This is a genomic window from Rhizobium sp. ARZ01 (genome assembly GCF_014851675.1).
Lineage (GTDB): Bacteria > Pseudomonadota > Alphaproteobacteria > Rhizobiales > Rhizobiaceae > Mycoplana.
In genome coordinates, this window is the sequence record NZ_JACVAE010000001.1 from 1,513,872 (window position 1) to 1,528,713 (window position 14,842).

15 protein-coding genes and 2 tRNA genes are annotated in these 14,842 nt (G+C 59.7%); 7 read left to right on the forward strand and 10 right to left on the reverse strand.

Annotation, left to right across the window (positions count from 1 at the left end; all coding sequences use genetic code 11):
* Position 1: 1 nt before the first annotated feature.
* Both IB238_RS07240 and IB238_RS07245 read left to right on the forward strand, forming a co-directional pair.
* Positions 2-1,156 carry an amino acid ABC transporter permease gene (locus IB238_RS07240; protein WP_192244852.1) on the forward strand — a complete coding sequence of 385 codons (1,155 nt, stop codon included), beginning with the start codon at positions 2-4 and terminating at the stop codon, positions 1,154-1,156.
* 15 nt (positions 1,157-1,171) lie between these two features.
* Positions 1,172-1,948 (forward strand): amino acid ABC transporter ATP-binding protein, encoded by a 777-nt coding sequence (locus IB238_RS07245; protein ID WP_192244854.1) that lies wholly within the window; start codon positions 1,172-1,174, stop codon positions 1,946-1,948.
* 304 nt (positions 1,949-2,252) lie between these two features.
* Here IB238_RS07245 and IB238_RS07250 read toward each other — a convergent pair.
* Both IB238_RS07250 and IB238_RS07255 read right to left on the reverse strand, forming a co-directional pair.
* Positions 2,253-2,329, reverse strand: a tRNA-Pro gene (locus tag IB238_RS07250).
* Positions 2,330-2,439: 110 nt separating this feature from the next.
* Entirely contained in the window at positions 2,440-2,712 is a 273-nt protein-coding gene (locus IB238_RS07255) for a hypothetical protein (protein WP_192244856.1), read from the reverse strand.
* Positions 2,713-3,052: 340 nt separating this feature from the next.
* Here IB238_RS07255 and IB238_RS07260 point away from each other — a divergent pair, with 340 nt between their 5' ends.
* Together IB238_RS07260 and IB238_RS07265 are read left to right on the forward strand one after the other, a co-directional pair.
* Entirely contained in the window at positions 3,053-3,358 is a 306-nt protein-coding gene (locus IB238_RS07260) for an ETC complex I subunit (RefSeq protein WP_192244858.1), read from the forward strand.
* A gap of 13 nt (positions 3,359-3,371) precedes the next feature.
* Positions 3,372-3,448: transfer RNA gene (locus IB238_RS07265), tRNA-Arg, on the forward strand.
* 623 nt (positions 3,449-4,071) lie between these two features.
* Here IB238_RS07265 and IB238_RS07270 read toward each other — a convergent pair.
* The 5 genes from IB238_RS07270 to cysG all read right to left on the reverse strand — a co-directional run bounded on the left by IB238_RS07270 (position 4,072) and on the right by cysG (position 9,049).
* On the reverse strand, positions 4,072-4,884 hold the full coding sequence (locus IB238_RS07270) for a ferredoxin--NADP reductase (protein ID WP_192244860.1): 813 nt from the start codon (positions 4,882-4,884) through the stop codon (positions 4,072-4,074).
* Positions 4,885-5,100: 216 nt separating this feature from the next.
* On the reverse strand, positions 5,101-5,601 hold the full coding sequence (locus IB238_RS07275; RefSeq protein ID WP_192244862.1) for a DUF934 domain-containing protein: 501 nt from the start codon (positions 5,599-5,601) through the stop codon (positions 5,101-5,103).
* 11 nt (positions 5,602-5,612) lie between these two features.
* Complete coding sequence (locus IB238_RS07280) at positions 5,613-7,283, reverse strand: nitrite/sulfite reductase (protein ID WP_192244864.1); 1,671 nt, start codon at positions 7,281-7,283, stop codon at positions 5,613-5,615.
* Between the two features lie 10 nt (positions 7,284-7,293).
* Positions 7,294-7,611 carry a DUF2849 domain-containing protein gene (locus tag IB238_RS07285; protein WP_192244866.1) on the reverse strand — a complete coding sequence of 106 codons (318 nt, stop codon included), beginning with the start codon at positions 7,609-7,611 and terminating at the stop codon, positions 7,294-7,296.
* 1 nt (position 7,612) lies between these two features.
* A complete protein-coding gene (gene cysG / locus IB238_RS07290; protein WP_192244868.1) occupies positions 7,613-9,049 on the reverse strand; it encodes a siroheme synthase CysG in 1,437 nt (478 codons plus the stop codon).
* Between the two features lie 246 nt (positions 9,050-9,295).
* Between cysG and IB238_RS07295 the strand changes: the two genes are divergently transcribed.
* The 3 genes from IB238_RS07295 to mazG all read left to right on the forward strand — a co-directional run bounded on the left by IB238_RS07295 (position 9,296) and on the right by mazG (position 12,206).
* Positions 9,296-10,660, forward strand: coding sequence for a GGDEF domain-containing protein (locus IB238_RS07295; protein ID WP_192244870.1), 1,365 nt, complete (start codon positions 9,296-9,298; stop codon positions 10,658-10,660).
* A gap of 103 nt (positions 10,661-10,763) precedes the next feature.
* Entirely contained in the window at positions 10,764-11,351 is a 588-nt protein-coding gene (locus tag IB238_RS07300; protein WP_246723497.1) for a nucleoside deaminase, read from the forward strand.
* Positions 11,352-11,372: 21 nt separating this feature from the next.
* Positions 11,373-12,206: a nucleoside triphosphate pyrophosphohydrolase gene (gene mazG / locus IB238_RS07305; protein ID WP_192244874.1), complete on the forward strand. Its 834-nt coding sequence runs from the start codon at positions 11,373-11,375 to the stop codon at positions 12,204-12,206.
* A gap of 20 nt (positions 12,207-12,226) precedes the next feature.
* Here mazG and hflX read toward each other — a convergent pair whose 3' ends face one another.
* The 3 genes from hflX to IB238_RS07320 form a co-directional block, all read right to left on the reverse strand.
* Positions 12,227-13,582, reverse strand: coding sequence for a GTPase HflX (hflX, locus tag IB238_RS07310; protein WP_348648247.1), 1,356 nt, complete (start codon positions 13,580-13,582; stop codon positions 12,227-12,229).
* Between the two features lie 44 nt (positions 13,583-13,626).
* A complete protein-coding gene (gene hfq / locus IB238_RS07315; RefSeq protein ID WP_192244876.1) occupies positions 13,627-13,869 on the reverse strand; it encodes an RNA chaperone Hfq in 243 nt (80 codons plus the stop codon).
* Between the two features lie 105 nt (positions 13,870-13,974).
* Positions 13,975-14,838, reverse strand: a complete 864-nt coding sequence (locus IB238_RS07320; RefSeq protein ID WP_192244878.1) for a D-amino-acid transaminase — start codon at positions 14,836-14,838, stop codon at positions 13,975-13,977.
* Positions 14,839-14,842: the final 4 nt, after the last annotated feature.

The window sequence follows — 14,842 nt, forward strand, 5'->3', positions numbered from 1 at the left end:
GATGGACCAGAACATTTCCTACGTCCGCGATCACTTCATTGCCGCTGAACAACCTCCGGTATCAGACACCACTGCGATCGGCTGGATCCGCAAGAACCTGTTTTCGTCCTGGTCGGACACTGCCATGACGATCATCGCCGTCCTGGCGCTGGTCTACTTTCTGCCGGGGGCGATCGATTGGCTGTTCATCTCCGCCGTTTGGACGGGCGTTGACCGGACCGCCTGCCTGACTGCCGATCAGGGCGGGGCGCTTCCGAGCGGCTGGAGCGGTGCCTGCTGGGCCTATGTCGGCGACCGCTTCGTGCAGTTCATGTTCGGCTCGTACCCGCGCGACCAACTCTGGCGCCCGCTGCTGGTTGCCGGTCTGTTCGTCGCCTTGCTCATCCCCCTGCTGATGCCAAGGGCACCGCGCAAGGGGCTGAACGCGCTTCTGCTGCTCGTCGCGCTTCCGATCCTCGCCTATGTGCTTCTCCTTGGTGGCCGGTTCGGCCTCAGCCACGTCGAGACCTCGCTCTGGGGAGGGCTGATGGTCACGCTGATTCTGTCCTTCGTCGGTATCATCATTTCGCTGCCGGCCGGTGTTCTGCTGGCGCTCGGTCGCCGCTCCCGGATGCCGATCGTAAGGACGGCGTGCATTAGTTTCATCGAGCTGATCCGAGGCGTGCCGCTGATCACGGTGCTGTTCATGGCGAGCGTGCTGCTGCCGCTGTTCCTGGAACCTGGTAACAATATCGACAAGTTCCTGCGTGCGCTGATCGGTGTATCGATCTTCGCCTCGGCCTACATGGCGGAAGTGATCCGCGGTGGCCTTCAAGCGATCCCCAAGGGACAGTATGAGGCCGCCGATGCGCTCGGCCTCAACTACTTCCACAAGATGACTTTTATCGTCCTGCCCCAGGCCATCAAGCTTGTCATCCCGGGCATCGTCAACACCTTCATCGGCATGTTCAAGGATACCTCGCTCGTCACGATCATCTCGATGTACGATCTGCTTGGAATCGTAAAGGCGAGTTTCGGCGACTCCGGCTGGATCACCCCCGTCACGCCGTTGACCGGATTGATTTTCGCCGGTTTCGTCTTCTGGCTTTTCTGTTTCGGCATGTCGCGCTATTCAGCATTCGTGGAGCGCCGGCTCGATACGAGCCACAAGAGATAATAGAGGGAAACAACAATGGCATCTCAAGCCCAACTCAAAAAAATGACGGTTTCCGCCACCGACGTGGCGGTTGAAATCGTCAACATGAACAAGTGGTACGGCGACTTCCACGTGCTCCGCGACATCAATCTGAAGGTGATGCGCGGCGAGCGGATCGTCATTGCAGGCCCGTCCGGTTCCGGCAAGTCCACAATGATCCGCTGCATCAACCGCCTGGAGGAACACCAGAAGGGGCAGATCATCGTCGACGGCATCGAGCTGACGAACGACCTGAAGAAGATCGACGAAGTCCGCCGTGAAGTCGGCATGGTTTTCCAGCACTTCAACCTCTTCCCGCATCTGACGATCTTGGAAAACTGCACGCTGGCGCCGATCTGGGTCCGCAAGATGCCAAAAAAGGAAGCCGAGAAGGTGGCCATGCACTACCTCGAGCGGGTAAAAATCCCCGAGCAGGCCCACAAGTATCCGGGCCAGCTTTCCGGCGGCCAACAGCAACGCGTGGCGATTGCACGTTCGCTCTGCATGAAGCCGAAGATCATGCTGTTCGACGAACCGACCTCGGCCCTCGACCCGGAAATGGTCAAGGAAGTGCTCGACACCATGGTTTCGCTCGCAGAGGAAGGTATGACGATGCTCTGCGTCACCCATGAAATGGGCTTCGCGCGCCAAGTCGCAAACCGCGTCATCTTCATGGACCAGGGCCAGATCGTCGAGCAGAACGACCCACACAACTTCTTCGACAATCCGCAGCATGAACGGACGAAGCTGTTCCTCAGCCAGATCCTGCACTGAGCGCTATCGAACGACAGCAAATTGAATCGACGGGCGGCCATGGCCGCCCGTTCGCGTTTACCAAATTCACGAAATTCCCGCGAAATTTGTCACCACCTGGCACCGATAAATTGCTCGAGCGGAGGCAGGTTATGGGCCAGTCCAAATCTGTAGGAAGTATAGCGGATCAATTGCGTCGGTAGGCAGTGTCTTCAGAGTGCCCACAACAGTGTGAGAGACATGATCCCCTGTCTCGCTAATACGCCAGCTGGCTAGCAACAGCCATTGGCAAATCGATATATCCATTGTTTTCAAAAGCATACGGTGGTCGGAGTGGAGAGATTCGAACTCCCGACCCTCTGGTCCCAAACCAGATGCGCTACCAGGCTGCGCTACACTCCGACGGTCCGTAAGGGGCGAGATACACGCATCCGCCATACGCCGCAACAGCAAATATCAATGGCGATGAAATCAACCACAATGATTCGCTGGCCGCAGGCGACCAGCTACCTTCAGTCGCGGAAACGAATAGGCTCGACTATACGACTGGTCAAAAGCAGCGAACGGTCCGGCTGGATGACATAAGTTTCGATTACGTCTCGGCCGAACTGATCAATAAACCGGTGGCGAAACCAACTGCCGACCGGTGCCTTGGTCAGCTTCGAACGCGGCTGGCCGCCATACGTGATACTGCCGGGGATAGGCTCGGGATAGTTGCCGCTCCCAGTCCCCGAGCAGTCGGCAAGGACCAATGCCGCAAAGCAAAGCGGAAGCATCGTTCTCATTGTCGCCCACTGTCCGTGATCTTACTGCTTTTTCTGGGGAATGCGACGGACGTCCCCGTATGACGAAGGTGCTTATTCAAGAATAGCGCAAGAATGAACGCCTCGATAGAGCAAGCCCATCCGTCGATCAAACCGCAAAGCAAGGGCAGAGCCGTTGAAATGTACCGGCCTCAGTGCTAAGGACCGACGCGCGATCGGTCAAGCGTGCTGCAGGCGACAAGGCACCGGAAAGACTGGACGAATATGTGATCCAGCGCATTTTCCATCGAGAGAGTTTGCGTTATGGGAATGCGATGCCACAGAACTGCATGAACGTGAAAATATCGGAGCCACAGCATCCATGAGCGCGAAGATCTATCGTCCCGCGAAGACCGCCATGCAGTCAGGCAAGGCGAAAACGAATCTTTGGGTCCTTGAGTTCGATCAGGAACGCCCCCGCACGATCGATCCGATCATGGGATACACTAGCTCCGGCGACATGCGCCAGCAGGTTCGGCTGACATTCGAATCGCGTGAACTCGCAGTGGCCTATGCCGAACGCAACGGCCTTGCCTATCGGGTCATCGAACCCCACGATGCGACCCGCAAGAAGGTCGCCTACCCCGACAATTTCCGTTTCAATCGCATGCAGCCTTGGACGCACTAACAGCATCCTAATCGGCCCCTTAGCTCAGCTGGATAGAGCAACTGCCTTCTAAGCAGTAGGTCGCAGGTTCGAATCCTGCAGGGGTCGCCACAAACTGTTGATTTTCCTGCCTTAGTTTTCCGTCCGCCGACTTTTTTCCGACTTTTCCGACCGCAGAAAAATCGGATGGAATTGCCACCCTAACGCGTCAGCTTTCCGAGCACGAATTGGTTATCCCGGCGATTGCCACAATCGCAGGCGTCGCGACAGCGTGTTGATGTAGCAACTGGCGGAAAGCGCCATTGCAGGTCTCGACGATCGACCATCCTTGATGATTGCATTTCAGTGGCCGCCCGCGAGCACGTACCACTCCGACAGCCTCAGTTGAAGTGCAGCCCGTCGCGCCTGGATGGCCTGTTGATTCGGCAGGCTCAACGGATGGCACAGGGACCAAGAAGGCAACCTACGTAGCGGCCAAGCACCCAGACGCAGCGAGCAGCAAAACCAGCTGATACAGAAGTCACCCTCAAGCACGAGCGTTTCACCGAGGCGAGTTGGGAAGCGGGAAATCAGCGACCTACTAGGAGCGCTGGTACCTGCCCACCACCGATTTGGCGGCATGCTGACAAGCTGCATAGCGGCAGGTGCCGATATGTGCACGCCTTACGCTGACGACCGAAACACGTGCCGCCCTTCGGTTGCCACCGATCAGAGTCGAACAATGGCTATCCGCCTCAGTCGACGAAAGCGCGCTCGATGACGAACTCGCCCGGTTTGCTGTTGGCGCCTTCCGTGAGGCCGGCCTTCTCAAGCAAGGCCTTGGTGTCCTTCAGCATCGCCGCAGAACCGCAGATCATCGCGCGATCGACGGCCGGGTCGAAGGCGGGAACGCCCAGATCGGCGAACATCTTGCCGTTGCTGATGAGGTCGGTGATGCGGCCTTGATAGGCGAAGGGTTCGCGGGTGACGGTCGCGTAATGGCGCAGCCTGCCACCGACAAGTTCTGAGAGGAGCTCGTCCTTAGCAATTTCTTCGACCAGATCGAATCCGTACTTCAGCTCAGACACCTCGCGGCAGGTGTGGGTGAGGATCACCTCTTCGAACTTTTCATAGGTCTCGGGGTCGCGGATCAAGCTTGCAAACGGGGCAATACCGGTGCCGGTCGAAAACATGTAGAGGCGCTTGCCCGGCGTGAGCGCATCGAGAACCAGCGTGCCGGTCGGCTTCTTGCGCATCAACACCTGGTCGCCCTGCTTGATCTTCTGCAGGTGCGAGGTCAGCGGACCATCCGGCACCTTGATCGAGAAGAACTCCAGTTCCTCGTCCCAAGAAGGGCTTGCGATTGAATAGGCACGGTAGATCGGCTTGCCGTCCACCATCAGGCCGATCATGGCGAACTCGCCCGAGCGGAAGCGAAAACCGTCGGGACGCGTCATACGGAAGCGGAAGAGCCGATCCGTATAATGCTGCACGTCCGTTACCGTCTCAGCATAGACGCCCGCGGGAACGGTGGCGGCGAATTCTTCAGTCTTGGCTGGCGCGTTCATGCGTGATTAGTTCCTGCATCCCGTACGAGTTCGATATAGGCAGATATTATACTGCACCTGGCGAAGGAAGGCACTGCGTTCCAAAGGTATCAGGCCTGCGCAAATTGCATTCCATCCCGTCACATCACGCTGAGAACCTTAGTTTGCATTGCAGCAAGAAAAAAGGCCCGTTGCCGGTACTGACCGGAAACAGGCCCTTTTTGCGACAAAATGTCGTCAGCTCACACGGCGCCAGCTATAAGATTTCGTATCAGCCGATGGCCTGGCCGTCGGCTGATAGTGGTTGGCAATGCCGGGCAACCGGCTTTCCCCAAGCCGCTTCAGCGCGGTAGCGTTGGAAACGGCGAAGCTGTCGATGCCGCAGCGAAGCATCAGCGGGATCTGGTCGATAAGCACGTCCCCGACCGCCCTCACCTCGCCTTTGAAACCCAGCCGCGATCGCAAAAGCGATGCATGGCTAAATGCCCGGCCATCGTTGAACGCCGGAAACGCCACTGCGACGAGTGCAATGCGGCCCAGATACTGGATGAGCCGGCGCACGTCGTCGGCCGGCTTGATCAGCACACCGAGGCTGTCTTCACTGCATCCAGCGACGCGGGCGAGAAAATCTTCGATCGCGATGATCGCCTTCTCGTTCGACCCTGCCTTGGTCTCATCGGTCTCGATGACCCACGGGTCATCCGTCACGAAGCCGGTTTCCTTCCAGATTTTCGTCATGCTTGCTCCCCTCAGGCCGCTTCCGCCGTCTTGCCGTAGAGCGCATCCTTGAAAGGCTGCGGCCCGACGCGCCGATAGGCTGCGAGAAATGTTTCGGTCGGATCGAGGCGCAAGCCCAGATAGGTATCGACTACAACCTCAACGGCATCCGTCACTTTCTCGGGCTCGAAGCCGCGGCCGATGATTTCGCCAATCGAGGTGTTCTCGTCGCCGGAGCCGCCGAGCGTGATCTGATAGAGTTCCTCCCCCTTCTTCTCCACGCCGAGCAGGCCGATATGGCCCACGTGGTGGTGACCGCAGGCGTTGATGCAGCCGGATATCTTGATCTTCAGTTCGCCGATCTCAGTCTGACGCTCCGGCGAAGCGAAGCGGTTGGAGATCTCCTGCGCGACCGGAATCGAACGGGCGTTCGCAAGCGCGCAATAGTCGAGCCCTGGGCAGGCGATGATATCGGTGATCAATCCGGCATTGGCCGTGGCGAGCCCGGCGGCGACAAGGGCGCGATACACCGGCTCGAGATCGGCGAGCGCAACGTGCGGCAGGATCAGGTTCTGCTCATGGCTGACGCGTATCTCGTCCAAAGCGTATTCCTGTGCGATGTCGGCGACAGCCTCCATCTGCACATCCGACGCGTCGCCCGGAATGCCGCCGATCGGCTTCAACGAGATCGTCACCATGCCATAGTCAGGGTGCTTGTGCGGCTGCACGTTCTGCTGCACCCAGCGGGCGAAATCAGGATCCGCCTTCTTCCACTGTGCAAGGCTCGCCCATCCCTCGGCGCGTGGCTCCAGTACCGGTGGAGCGAAGTAGGCGGTGATTGCCTGGATGTCGGCAGCGGGTAGTTTCAACTCACTGTTCCTCAGTTCGGCGAACTCGACCTCGACCTGGCGCGCCAGTTCTTCGGCGCCGGTCTCGTGGACGAGGATCTTGATGCGCGCCTTGTACTTGTTGTCGCGCCGGCCGTAGAGGTTATACACACGCATGATCGCGGTGATGTAGGAGAGCAGATCCGCTTCCGGCAGGAAGTCGCGGATCTTCTTGGCGATCAGCGGCGTACGCCCCTGCCCGCCGCCGACGTAGACGGCGAAACCGATCTTGCCCTCGTCATCCTTCTTCAGGTGCAGCCCGATGTCGTGAACCTGGATTGCTGCGCGGTCGCGCTCAGCGCCCGTCACGGCGATCTTGAATTTGCGCGGCAGGAACGAGAATTCCGGGTGGACCGAAGACCACTGGCGCAGGATCTCGGCATAGGGCCGCGGATCGGCCACCTCGTCGGCGGCAGCACCGGCAAAGTGATCGGCAGTGACGTTTCGGATGCAGTTGCCGGAGGTCTGGATCGCATGCATCTCTACGCTGGCAAGGTCAGCCAGCGCATCCGGCATGTCGGCGAGCTTCGGCCAGTTGTACTGAATGTTCTGGCGCGTGGTGAAGTGGCCATAGCCACGGTCATACTTGCGGGCGATATGCGCAAGCATCCGCATCTGGCGGCTGTCCAGCGTCCCATAGGGGATCGCAACGCGCAGCATGTAGGCGTGGAGCTGCAGGTAGACGCCGTTCATCAGGCGCAACGGCTTGAAGGCATCCTCGGCCAGTTCACCGGAAAGGCGGCGTGCGACCTGGTCGCGGAACTGGGCGACGCGCCCGGCAACAAAGGCGTGGTCGAATTCATCGTAGCGATACATGTCTATTCCTTCAGGCCGCAGCAGTGCGAGTCGTCTTTAGCCCGGCATAGCCGATCGCATAGATGATGGACGGACCCTCGGCCCGGATACGTTCGCGCATGCGCAGGGGCCGTAGGAGGCCATCGACTTCCACAACGTCGACGACGTTCGCGTCCACCACCTTGTTGTCGGCAAACGCCTGCCTGCCGGTCGCCTCCAGCGCCTCGACGGCCTCCTTGTGCCGGGCAACGAAAGCGTCCTGCAGCGATTCATTCCAGTTTCCCGAGGCGTCGAGCCAGACGGATATGCCATCCGCCAACCGGTTTGCGGTCAGAACCTTTTCTGCCATGTCATGCTCCCTGAAATACGGCGTCCGCCATCTCGCGGCTGCGGACGAGCGGGACGGAATGTTCGAAATTGGCGCCGGCGACAGCATCGCCGATGATGACCATGACCGGACCGGTCAGTTCGTCGCGATGCTGCAGATCCGGCAGGTCCTTCAGCGTGCCGTGCAAAAGGCGTTTGTTGGCGCGGCTGGCGTTCTCGATCACCGCGACCGTTGTCTCCGAAGGCAGGCCTGCCTGCATCAGCCGCTCGGCAACAGAGGCTGCGACCGTCCGCCCCATATAGACGGCAATCGTCGCGCCGGAGACGGCAAGCCGCGCCCAGTCCGGGAGAACGGCGCCCGTGAGATCATGGCCAGTCGTGAACACGAGCGACGAGGCGACACCGCGCAGCGTCAGCGGCAGCTCAAAGTCGGCGGCAGCGGCAAAGGCAGAGGTGATGCCAGGCACGATCTCATAGGTAATACCGGCCCCGCGCAGCGCTGCCATTTCCTCGGCGGCGCGGCCGAAAATAAGCGGATCACCGGATTTCAGCCGCACGACGCGCTTGCCCTCCCGCCCGAGTTCGACCAGAAGATCGTTGATCTCTCCCTGCGACTTTGAATGGCAACCCTTGCGTTTGCCGACGGAAATCCGCTCTGCATCGCGGCGCGCCATGTCGACGATCGCCTGCGGCACCAACGCGTCGAAGACGATCACGTCGGCTTCCATCATCACGCGCTGAGCACGCAAGGTCAGTAGGTCCTCTGCGCCTGGGCCGGCGCCGACGAGCCACACGTGTCCCTGGCCCCTGTCGGCGTTCGCGAGAAGTTGAGTAACCTTTCTCCGTGCGAGCCCCTCATCACCCGCACCGATTGCGTCCGCCACCTGCCCCTGAAAAAAACGGCGCCAGAAGAGGCGGCGGGTGACACCGCGCGGCACGATGGCTTCAACAGCCTGACGATAGGAGGCTGCGAGCAAAGCAAGGCGCCCGAGCGACGGCGATAGCAGTTGGTCGATCTGGCCGCGTATCATCTGCGCGAGGACAGGCCCTGCCCCTTCCGTACCGATGGCGACCGCGACCGGGGCGCGATTGACCAGCGCCGGCGTGAAGAAATCGCACAGATCGGGCTGATCGACCGCATTGACCGGGATTTTCCTTGCGCGCGCAATCTCCGTGATCACCCGATCTTCCGCGGCATCGCCTGTTGCGGCGAAAACGAGTACGGATTCTGAAAGCCCAGTCGCCGAATTGTTCGTCGCAATAATGGCGATCGCTTCCTGAGCGAGATAGTTCGCAAACTCGGGCGCTACTTCGTCAGCCACCACCACAATCGTCGCATTGGTGTTGCGCAGCAAACGCACCTTGGCGAAGGCCTCATCACCGCCGCCAAACACCACGACCCTTTTTCCGGTCACACGGAAAAAGGCGGGAAAGACAGAAAGGCGAGGTTGCTCTCTCACGAATGAACCCTTTGTTCGACACACCGCCGTTATCGCAAATCGGTCCAGTGGATTGAAGAAACGGAATATCGAGTGTGATCGCCCGCGTGCATTTCTGTTCCATCTATTCGTTCCGCAAAAGAAAACCGGCCCAGAACACGCCCAACGCGGAGCGCAGGACGCAATCGCCCGCGAAACGCTTAACTTTAATCAAATTGAAACCCCCGGTTCCTAGAGATTGCCCTAGTGCCATCCGGATTCCTCCCCATGAATGCCCCTCCGCAATGCCTGAATATGTGGTACTCCTGCGAACCGGTCCGGCTGGATCGCGCCAGGGAGACGCTTTCCGCCGTTATCGCGGAGCATGCCGACCGACTCATTGAACGTTTCTACGAAGTATTCCTCCGCCACGAGGCAGCCTCGCCATTCCTCGATCACTCGCTGGTAGTCGAACGCCTGAGCCCCGCGCTGCATCGCTGGCTCCTGTCGCTCGCCAACTTTGATCCGACACAGGATCTGGAGACGTTCAAGGAGCGCCAGGTGAAGATGGGCGAGGCCCACGCGCGCATGAAGATACCCGTCTATCTCGTTCTCGAGGGGGCCAGTCTTATCAAGAGCGATATCGCCGTGATCCTGTTGAGCAACCACGGCAACAGCGAAGGCGCAATGGCGTTCGTTCTTCTGAACGAAATCGTTGATTATGCTATGCTCCTGATGAGCCAGGCCTACGTCACGGGCGTCACGCAACGCGCCAAGATCGAGGAGGCGTACCGCCTCTTTACCCTTGGACAGGACGTGAATGTCGAACGCGAGAGCCAGCGCGCAGCGCTCATGGAATGGAGCCAATCCACCATATTCGGCCTGCTCGGAAGCGCAGGCAGCGCGGCGCCAAAACCGATCGCGACGTCGGAATTCGGCCTCTGGTTCCGTCATAGGGCCAGCATCATGTTCCAGGGCTCCCTGATGCTCAACAGCATCGATACGGCCATGAAGAACATCGACGAAGAACTGCTTCCGACCATTGGCGGCCTCGACGCACTGCATGGCCCGGAAGGACCGCCGCTCATCGCGAGCCTGCAGGCACGCGTGGAGGAAATCAAATTCCTGTTGTCGGACCTGTTCCAGAGCCTTTCGGCATCTGCAGGCGGCCGCGATCCGCTGACGAGTACGCTCAGCCGCAAGTTCCTGCCATCGATCCTTGGTCGCGAGATCGCGATGTGCCAGCAACACGGGACGCCGCTTGCCGTGATGATGGTTGACGCCGACCACTTCAAGAAGGTCAATGACACGTGGGGCCATGCGGCAGGAGACACTGTCCTGCGCCAGATTGCCGAAATCATTGCCGACAACACCCGTTCCGCGGATATCGTGTTCAGGTATGGTGGCGAAGAATTTCTCGTTGCCCTAGTGGAAACCGAACTGGACGGCGCACTGGAAGTCGCCGAAAAGGTCCGGGCCGCAGTTGATAACACCGAAATCACCGTCGTCGACGGCGCCCCGATCCGCGCCACAGTATCGATCGGCGTCGCCACCCACCTCGGGCATCCCGACTACCAGCACTTGATCAAGGCGGCAGACCAGGCGCTCTATCGCGCGAAAAATGAAGGGCGCAATCGGGTCGCAGCGGCGTAAGCATCTGCGAAAGGCGTTGACGACTGAAAGGGAAAGCGTTTCGCGCTTTCCCTTACCTGCTGGCGAGCTTACATTCCTCGGTCTTCACAGAGGATTTCCTGCTTTGACCACAGCGACACTGCCCCAACGACTTCTCGACGTTATCGAACATGACATCCTGCCGCTCACCGAGCGCGGCGTCACCGCCGGTAACAAGGTGTTCGGCGCCGCGATCTTGAGGAAGTCCGACCTCTCGCTGGTCATCGCGGAGACGAACAACGAACTCGAAAATCCGCTTTGGCATGGCGAAGTCCACACCCTGAAGCGTTTTTACGAAACTGCTAAAGATATTCCCACCAAGGATTTGATTTTTCTCTCGACTCACGAACCGTGCACGATGTGCATGTCCGCGATCACGTGGGCGGGATTCGACAATTTCTACTCATTCTTCAGCCACGAAGATTCCCGCGACGCCTTTGCGATCCCGCATGACCTGAAGATCCTCAAGGAGGTGTTCGGCCTGGAGCCGGGCGGTTATCGCCGCAACAATGCCTTCTGGCACTCGTATTTCATTGCGGACCTTGTCGAGGCGCAGGACGAGCCGCTGAAGGGTTCACTGAAGGCCCAGACAGCACGGATCAAGTCTGCCTACGACCGACTTTCCAACGTCTATCAGTCGGGCAAGGACGAAAACAGCATCCCGCTCAACTGAGCGCCAGTCGGAGAGAACAGCATGCAGCCGTCCCGCGACATCCAGGGTTTGCTCGCTATCATGAAGGCCCTGAGACAGCCCGAAACCGGCTGCCCCTGGGATATCGTACAGACCTTCGAGACGATCAAGCCCTACACGATCGAGGAGGCCTACGAGGTGGCCGACGCGATCGAGCGGGGCGACATGCACGACCTTTGCGACGAGTTGGGCGATCTTTTGCTGCAGGTGGTCTTCCATGCGCGCATCGCCGAGGAAGCCGGTGAGTTTGCCTTCGGCGACGTGGTCGAGGCCGTGACGCGCAAGATGATCCGCCGCCACCCGCACGTTTTCGACCGCTCGGATGCTGATACGCCGGAAGCCGTCAAGCGGCAGTGGGATGCCATCAAGCAGCAGGAAAAGCACGAGCGAAGCGTACGACGCAGCAAACGCGGCCTGCCACCGGAGACCGAAAAGGGACACCTCGGTTCCGTGCAACGCTCATTTCCCGCGCTCGTCGAAGCGCTCAAGCTGCAGGAACGCGCTGCCAAGGTCGGTTTCGATTGGTCCGAACCGGAACCCATTCTCGACAAGATCGAGGAAGAGGTGAGCGAGTTGCGCGAGGCACTCCGTCACGGCGATCGCAAGAAAGTGGCCGATGAACTCGGCGACCTGATCTTCGCCGTGGTCAACATCGGCCGCCACACGGAAGCGGACCCGGAAATGGCGTTGCGCGGCACAAATGCCAAGTTCCGCCGCCGCTTCGCCCATATCGAGATGGAACTTCAGGCTGCAGGCGAATCACTCGAAGCGGCGACGTTGGAACGGATGGAAGAACTCTGGCAGGCGGCCAAGGCGATAGAGCGGCAGTTGGCATAACGCCGTCTCTGCCTGCCAAATCATTTTTCCCAGTCTTCGAGCGGGCGCTTTGCCCCATGACCGAGCCTGCGGTCGAGCTCGGCGGCCTCGGTTTCGGTCAACCGGGCGGAGATGCGAACACCGCCGTCTTCAAGATCTTCGCGCTCATCGACAACCGAATGATCGTAGAGCCAGGGCAAGAGCTGCAGCTTGTCGACCGGAAGTACGACATCCCGATCAACGAGCACGCCGGAGAGCCTTCGGTTAACCTCGTCCATCAGCCGGTCCACGCCCTCACCGGTCAGTGCCGAGGCGGCGATCGTGTTCGGCGTCGCTGCCGCCTTCTGCACCAAAGCCTCGCGGGCTTCCGCCGGCAGGTCGTCGATCTTGTTCCAGACTTCCAGGATGCGCTCGGCGCCGTCCTTCTCGTCAATACCGAGATCCGCCAGGATGCGCAGCACGTCGCCGGCCTGCGCTCCATTGTCCGGGTCCGACATGTCGCGCACGTGCAGGATGAGGTCTGCTTCCAGCACCTCTTCCAGCGTCGCACGGAAAGCAGCGACCAGATGCGTCGGAAGATCGGAAATAAACCCAACGGTATCGGACAGGATGACGGTGCGACCTTGCGGCAGCTTCATTCTCCGGAGCGTCGGATCGAGCGTTGCAAACAGCATGTCCTCGGCCAACACCCCTGCCCCGGTTATCCGGTTGAATAGGGTCGACTTGCCAGCGTTCGTGTAGCCGACTAGGGCCACAATCGGATGCGGAACCTTCTTGCGCTTGGCGCGGTGCAATTGTCGCGTGCGGCGAACCTGCTCAAGTTCCCGCTCCAGCCGCACGATCCGCTCCTGCAGGAGCCGGCGGTCCGCTTCGATCTGGGTTTCACCCGGACCACCCATGAAGCCCGCGCCACCGCGCTGCCGTTCGAGGTGGGTCCAGCTTCGCACCAACCGGCCCTTCTGATAGTTGAGATGCGCAAGCTCGACCTGCAGCGTTCCTTCCTTGGTCGAAGCACGCCGGCCGAAAATCTCGAGGATCAAGCCCGTCCGGTCGATGACCTTGGCGTTCCACTCCTTCTCGAGGTTGCGCTGCTGGACCGGCGTCAGCGGGTGATCAACGATCACCAGTCCCGCATCGCCTTCGTACAGCGCGGCCTTGATCTCCTCGATCTTGCCGGTGCCGAGCAGTGTGCCCGGCTTCGGCTGCGTGACAGTAACGATCGTCGAATGCACGACGTCAAGGTCGATTGCCCGAGCGAGCCCGATCGCCTCGGCGAGCCGTGCCTCGTCAGAGCGAGCAATCGGGCCGTTTGCTTCGGCCGCCCGGCCCTTCTTTACAACCGGCGCAATCACCACCGCGCGCGAATCGTCGCGGCGCTTATCGAGCTCCGGAATGATGGAATCCTGGCTAGTATCGCGCTTGCTAATGAGCCTTGACCTTGTCAGGAGGCGTTTTCTTCGGTCTCGAACATCTGCAGCGGCTGACCGGGCATGATGGTGGAGATTGCGTGCTTGTATACCAGCTGCGAATGGCCATCGCGGCGCAGCAGTACACAGAAATTATCGAACGACGTTACCACGCCGGTCAGCTTAACGCCGTTGATAAGGAAGATCGTCAGGGAAATCTTTTGCTTTCGAACGGTATTAAGGAAAAGATCCTGCAAATTCTGAGAACGTTCCGCCATTGCGCCGCTTCTTTCTTGATTGCCGATCCTGTTGATCGGTTGACTGATAAACGAATATCCCCGGGAGCCATCGAAGCATTGTTCGTCGCTCCGTCGGATTTGGTATCAAATCGCAGTCTTCTCCGCAACGTCGAAAAAAGCTTCGCGTAGTTTCTGGGCGGTGCTGCCCGGATGGCCGTTTGCGATCGGTTTGCCGTCGATCTCGATAACAGGAAAGCAGATGCTGGTGGCCGCTGAGACGAACACCTCTCGCGCGGTCAGCATTTCTGCGACAGTGAAGGGACGCTCCTCGATTTCGATGCCGAGACTTCCGGCAACATCCATGAGCGTCGTTCGCGTGATTCCCCGCAGGATGCCATACTCGGCCGGTCGAGTGGCAAGCCTGCCGTTGCCATCGACGATCCACACGTTCGTGGCAGCCCCTTCCTTCACATAGCCATCGGCGTCGACGAAGATCGCCTCGTTCGCCCCCAATTCCTTCGCTTGTTGGCGAGCAAGCACATTCGGCAACAGTCCGATGGTCTTAACATCAACTCGATCCCACCGATTTTCCGGAACGGTAATTGCCTTTATTCCCTTGGCGTTCTTCGCAGCGATGAGGCTCGGGTCGGTCGATTTCGCAGTAACGACGATCGAGGACGGCGTACCCTCGGCCGGAAACACATGGTCCCGACGCGCCACGCCGCGCGTCACCTGTAGGTAGAACAGCCCGTTGCGGACCTTGTTGCGCCTCAGCACCTCCCGTATCACGGATGTCAGCGCTGCCCGCTTCATCGGCCAGGCGATCCGGATTTCCCGCAAAGACCGGTCGAGGCGGTCCAGATGCCGGGTCAGGTCGACAATCATGCCGTGCCGGACCTCGCAGACTTCATAGACGCCGTCAGCGAACTGATACCCCCGATCCTCCACATGGACGGCGGCATCAGCGTGACGGACATAGCTTCCATTAACATAGGCAAAACGGGGCATGGTT

Excerpts from the sequence above, each read along its gene's own strand:
- IB238_RS07240 (WP_192244852.1), top strand. The coding sequence starts at position 2 with ATGGACCAGAACATTTCCTACGTCCGCGATCACTTCATTGCCGCTGAA.
- IB238_RS07245 (WP_192244854.1), top strand. The coding sequence starts at position 1,172 with ATGGCATCTCAAGCCCAACTCAAAAAAATGACGGTTTCCGCCACCGAC.
- IB238_RS07255 (WP_192244856.1), bottom strand. The coding sequence starts at position 2,712 with ATGAGAACGATGCTTCCGCTTTGCTTTGCGGCATTGGTCCTTGCCGAC.
- IB238_RS07260 (WP_192244858.1), top strand. The coding sequence starts at position 3,053 with ATGAGCGCGAAGATCTATCGTCCCGCGAAGACCGCCATGCAGTCAGGC.
- IB238_RS07270 (WP_192244860.1), bottom strand. The coding sequence starts at position 4,884 with ATGAACGCGCCAGCCAAGACTGAAGAATTCGCCGCCACCGTTCCCGCG.
- IB238_RS07275 (WP_192244862.1), bottom strand. The coding sequence starts at position 5,601 with ATGACGAAAATCTGGAAGGAAACCGGCTTCGTGACGGATGACCCGTGG.
- IB238_RS07280 (WP_192244864.1), bottom strand. The coding sequence starts at position 7,283 with ATGTATCGCTACGATGAATTCGACCACGCCTTTGTTGCCGGGCGCGTC.
- IB238_RS07285 (WP_192244866.1), bottom strand. The coding sequence starts at position 7,611 with ATGGCAGAAAAGGTTCTGACCGCAAACCGGTTGGCGGATGGCATATCC.
- IB238_RS07295 (WP_192244870.1), top strand. The coding sequence starts at position 9,296 with ATGAATGCCCCTCCGCAATGCCTGAATATGTGGTACTCCTGCGAACCG.
- mazG (WP_192244874.1), top strand. The coding sequence starts at position 11,373 with ATGCAGCCGTCCCGCGACATCCAGGGTTTGCTCGCTATCATGAAGGCC.
- hfq (WP_192244876.1), bottom strand. The coding sequence starts at position 13,869 with ATGGCGGAACGTTCTCAGAATTTGCAGGATCTTTTCCTTAATACCGTT.
- IB238_RS07320 (WP_192244878.1), bottom strand. The coding sequence starts at position 14,838 with ATGCCCCGTTTTGCCTATGTTAATGGAAGCTATGTCCGTCACGCTGAT.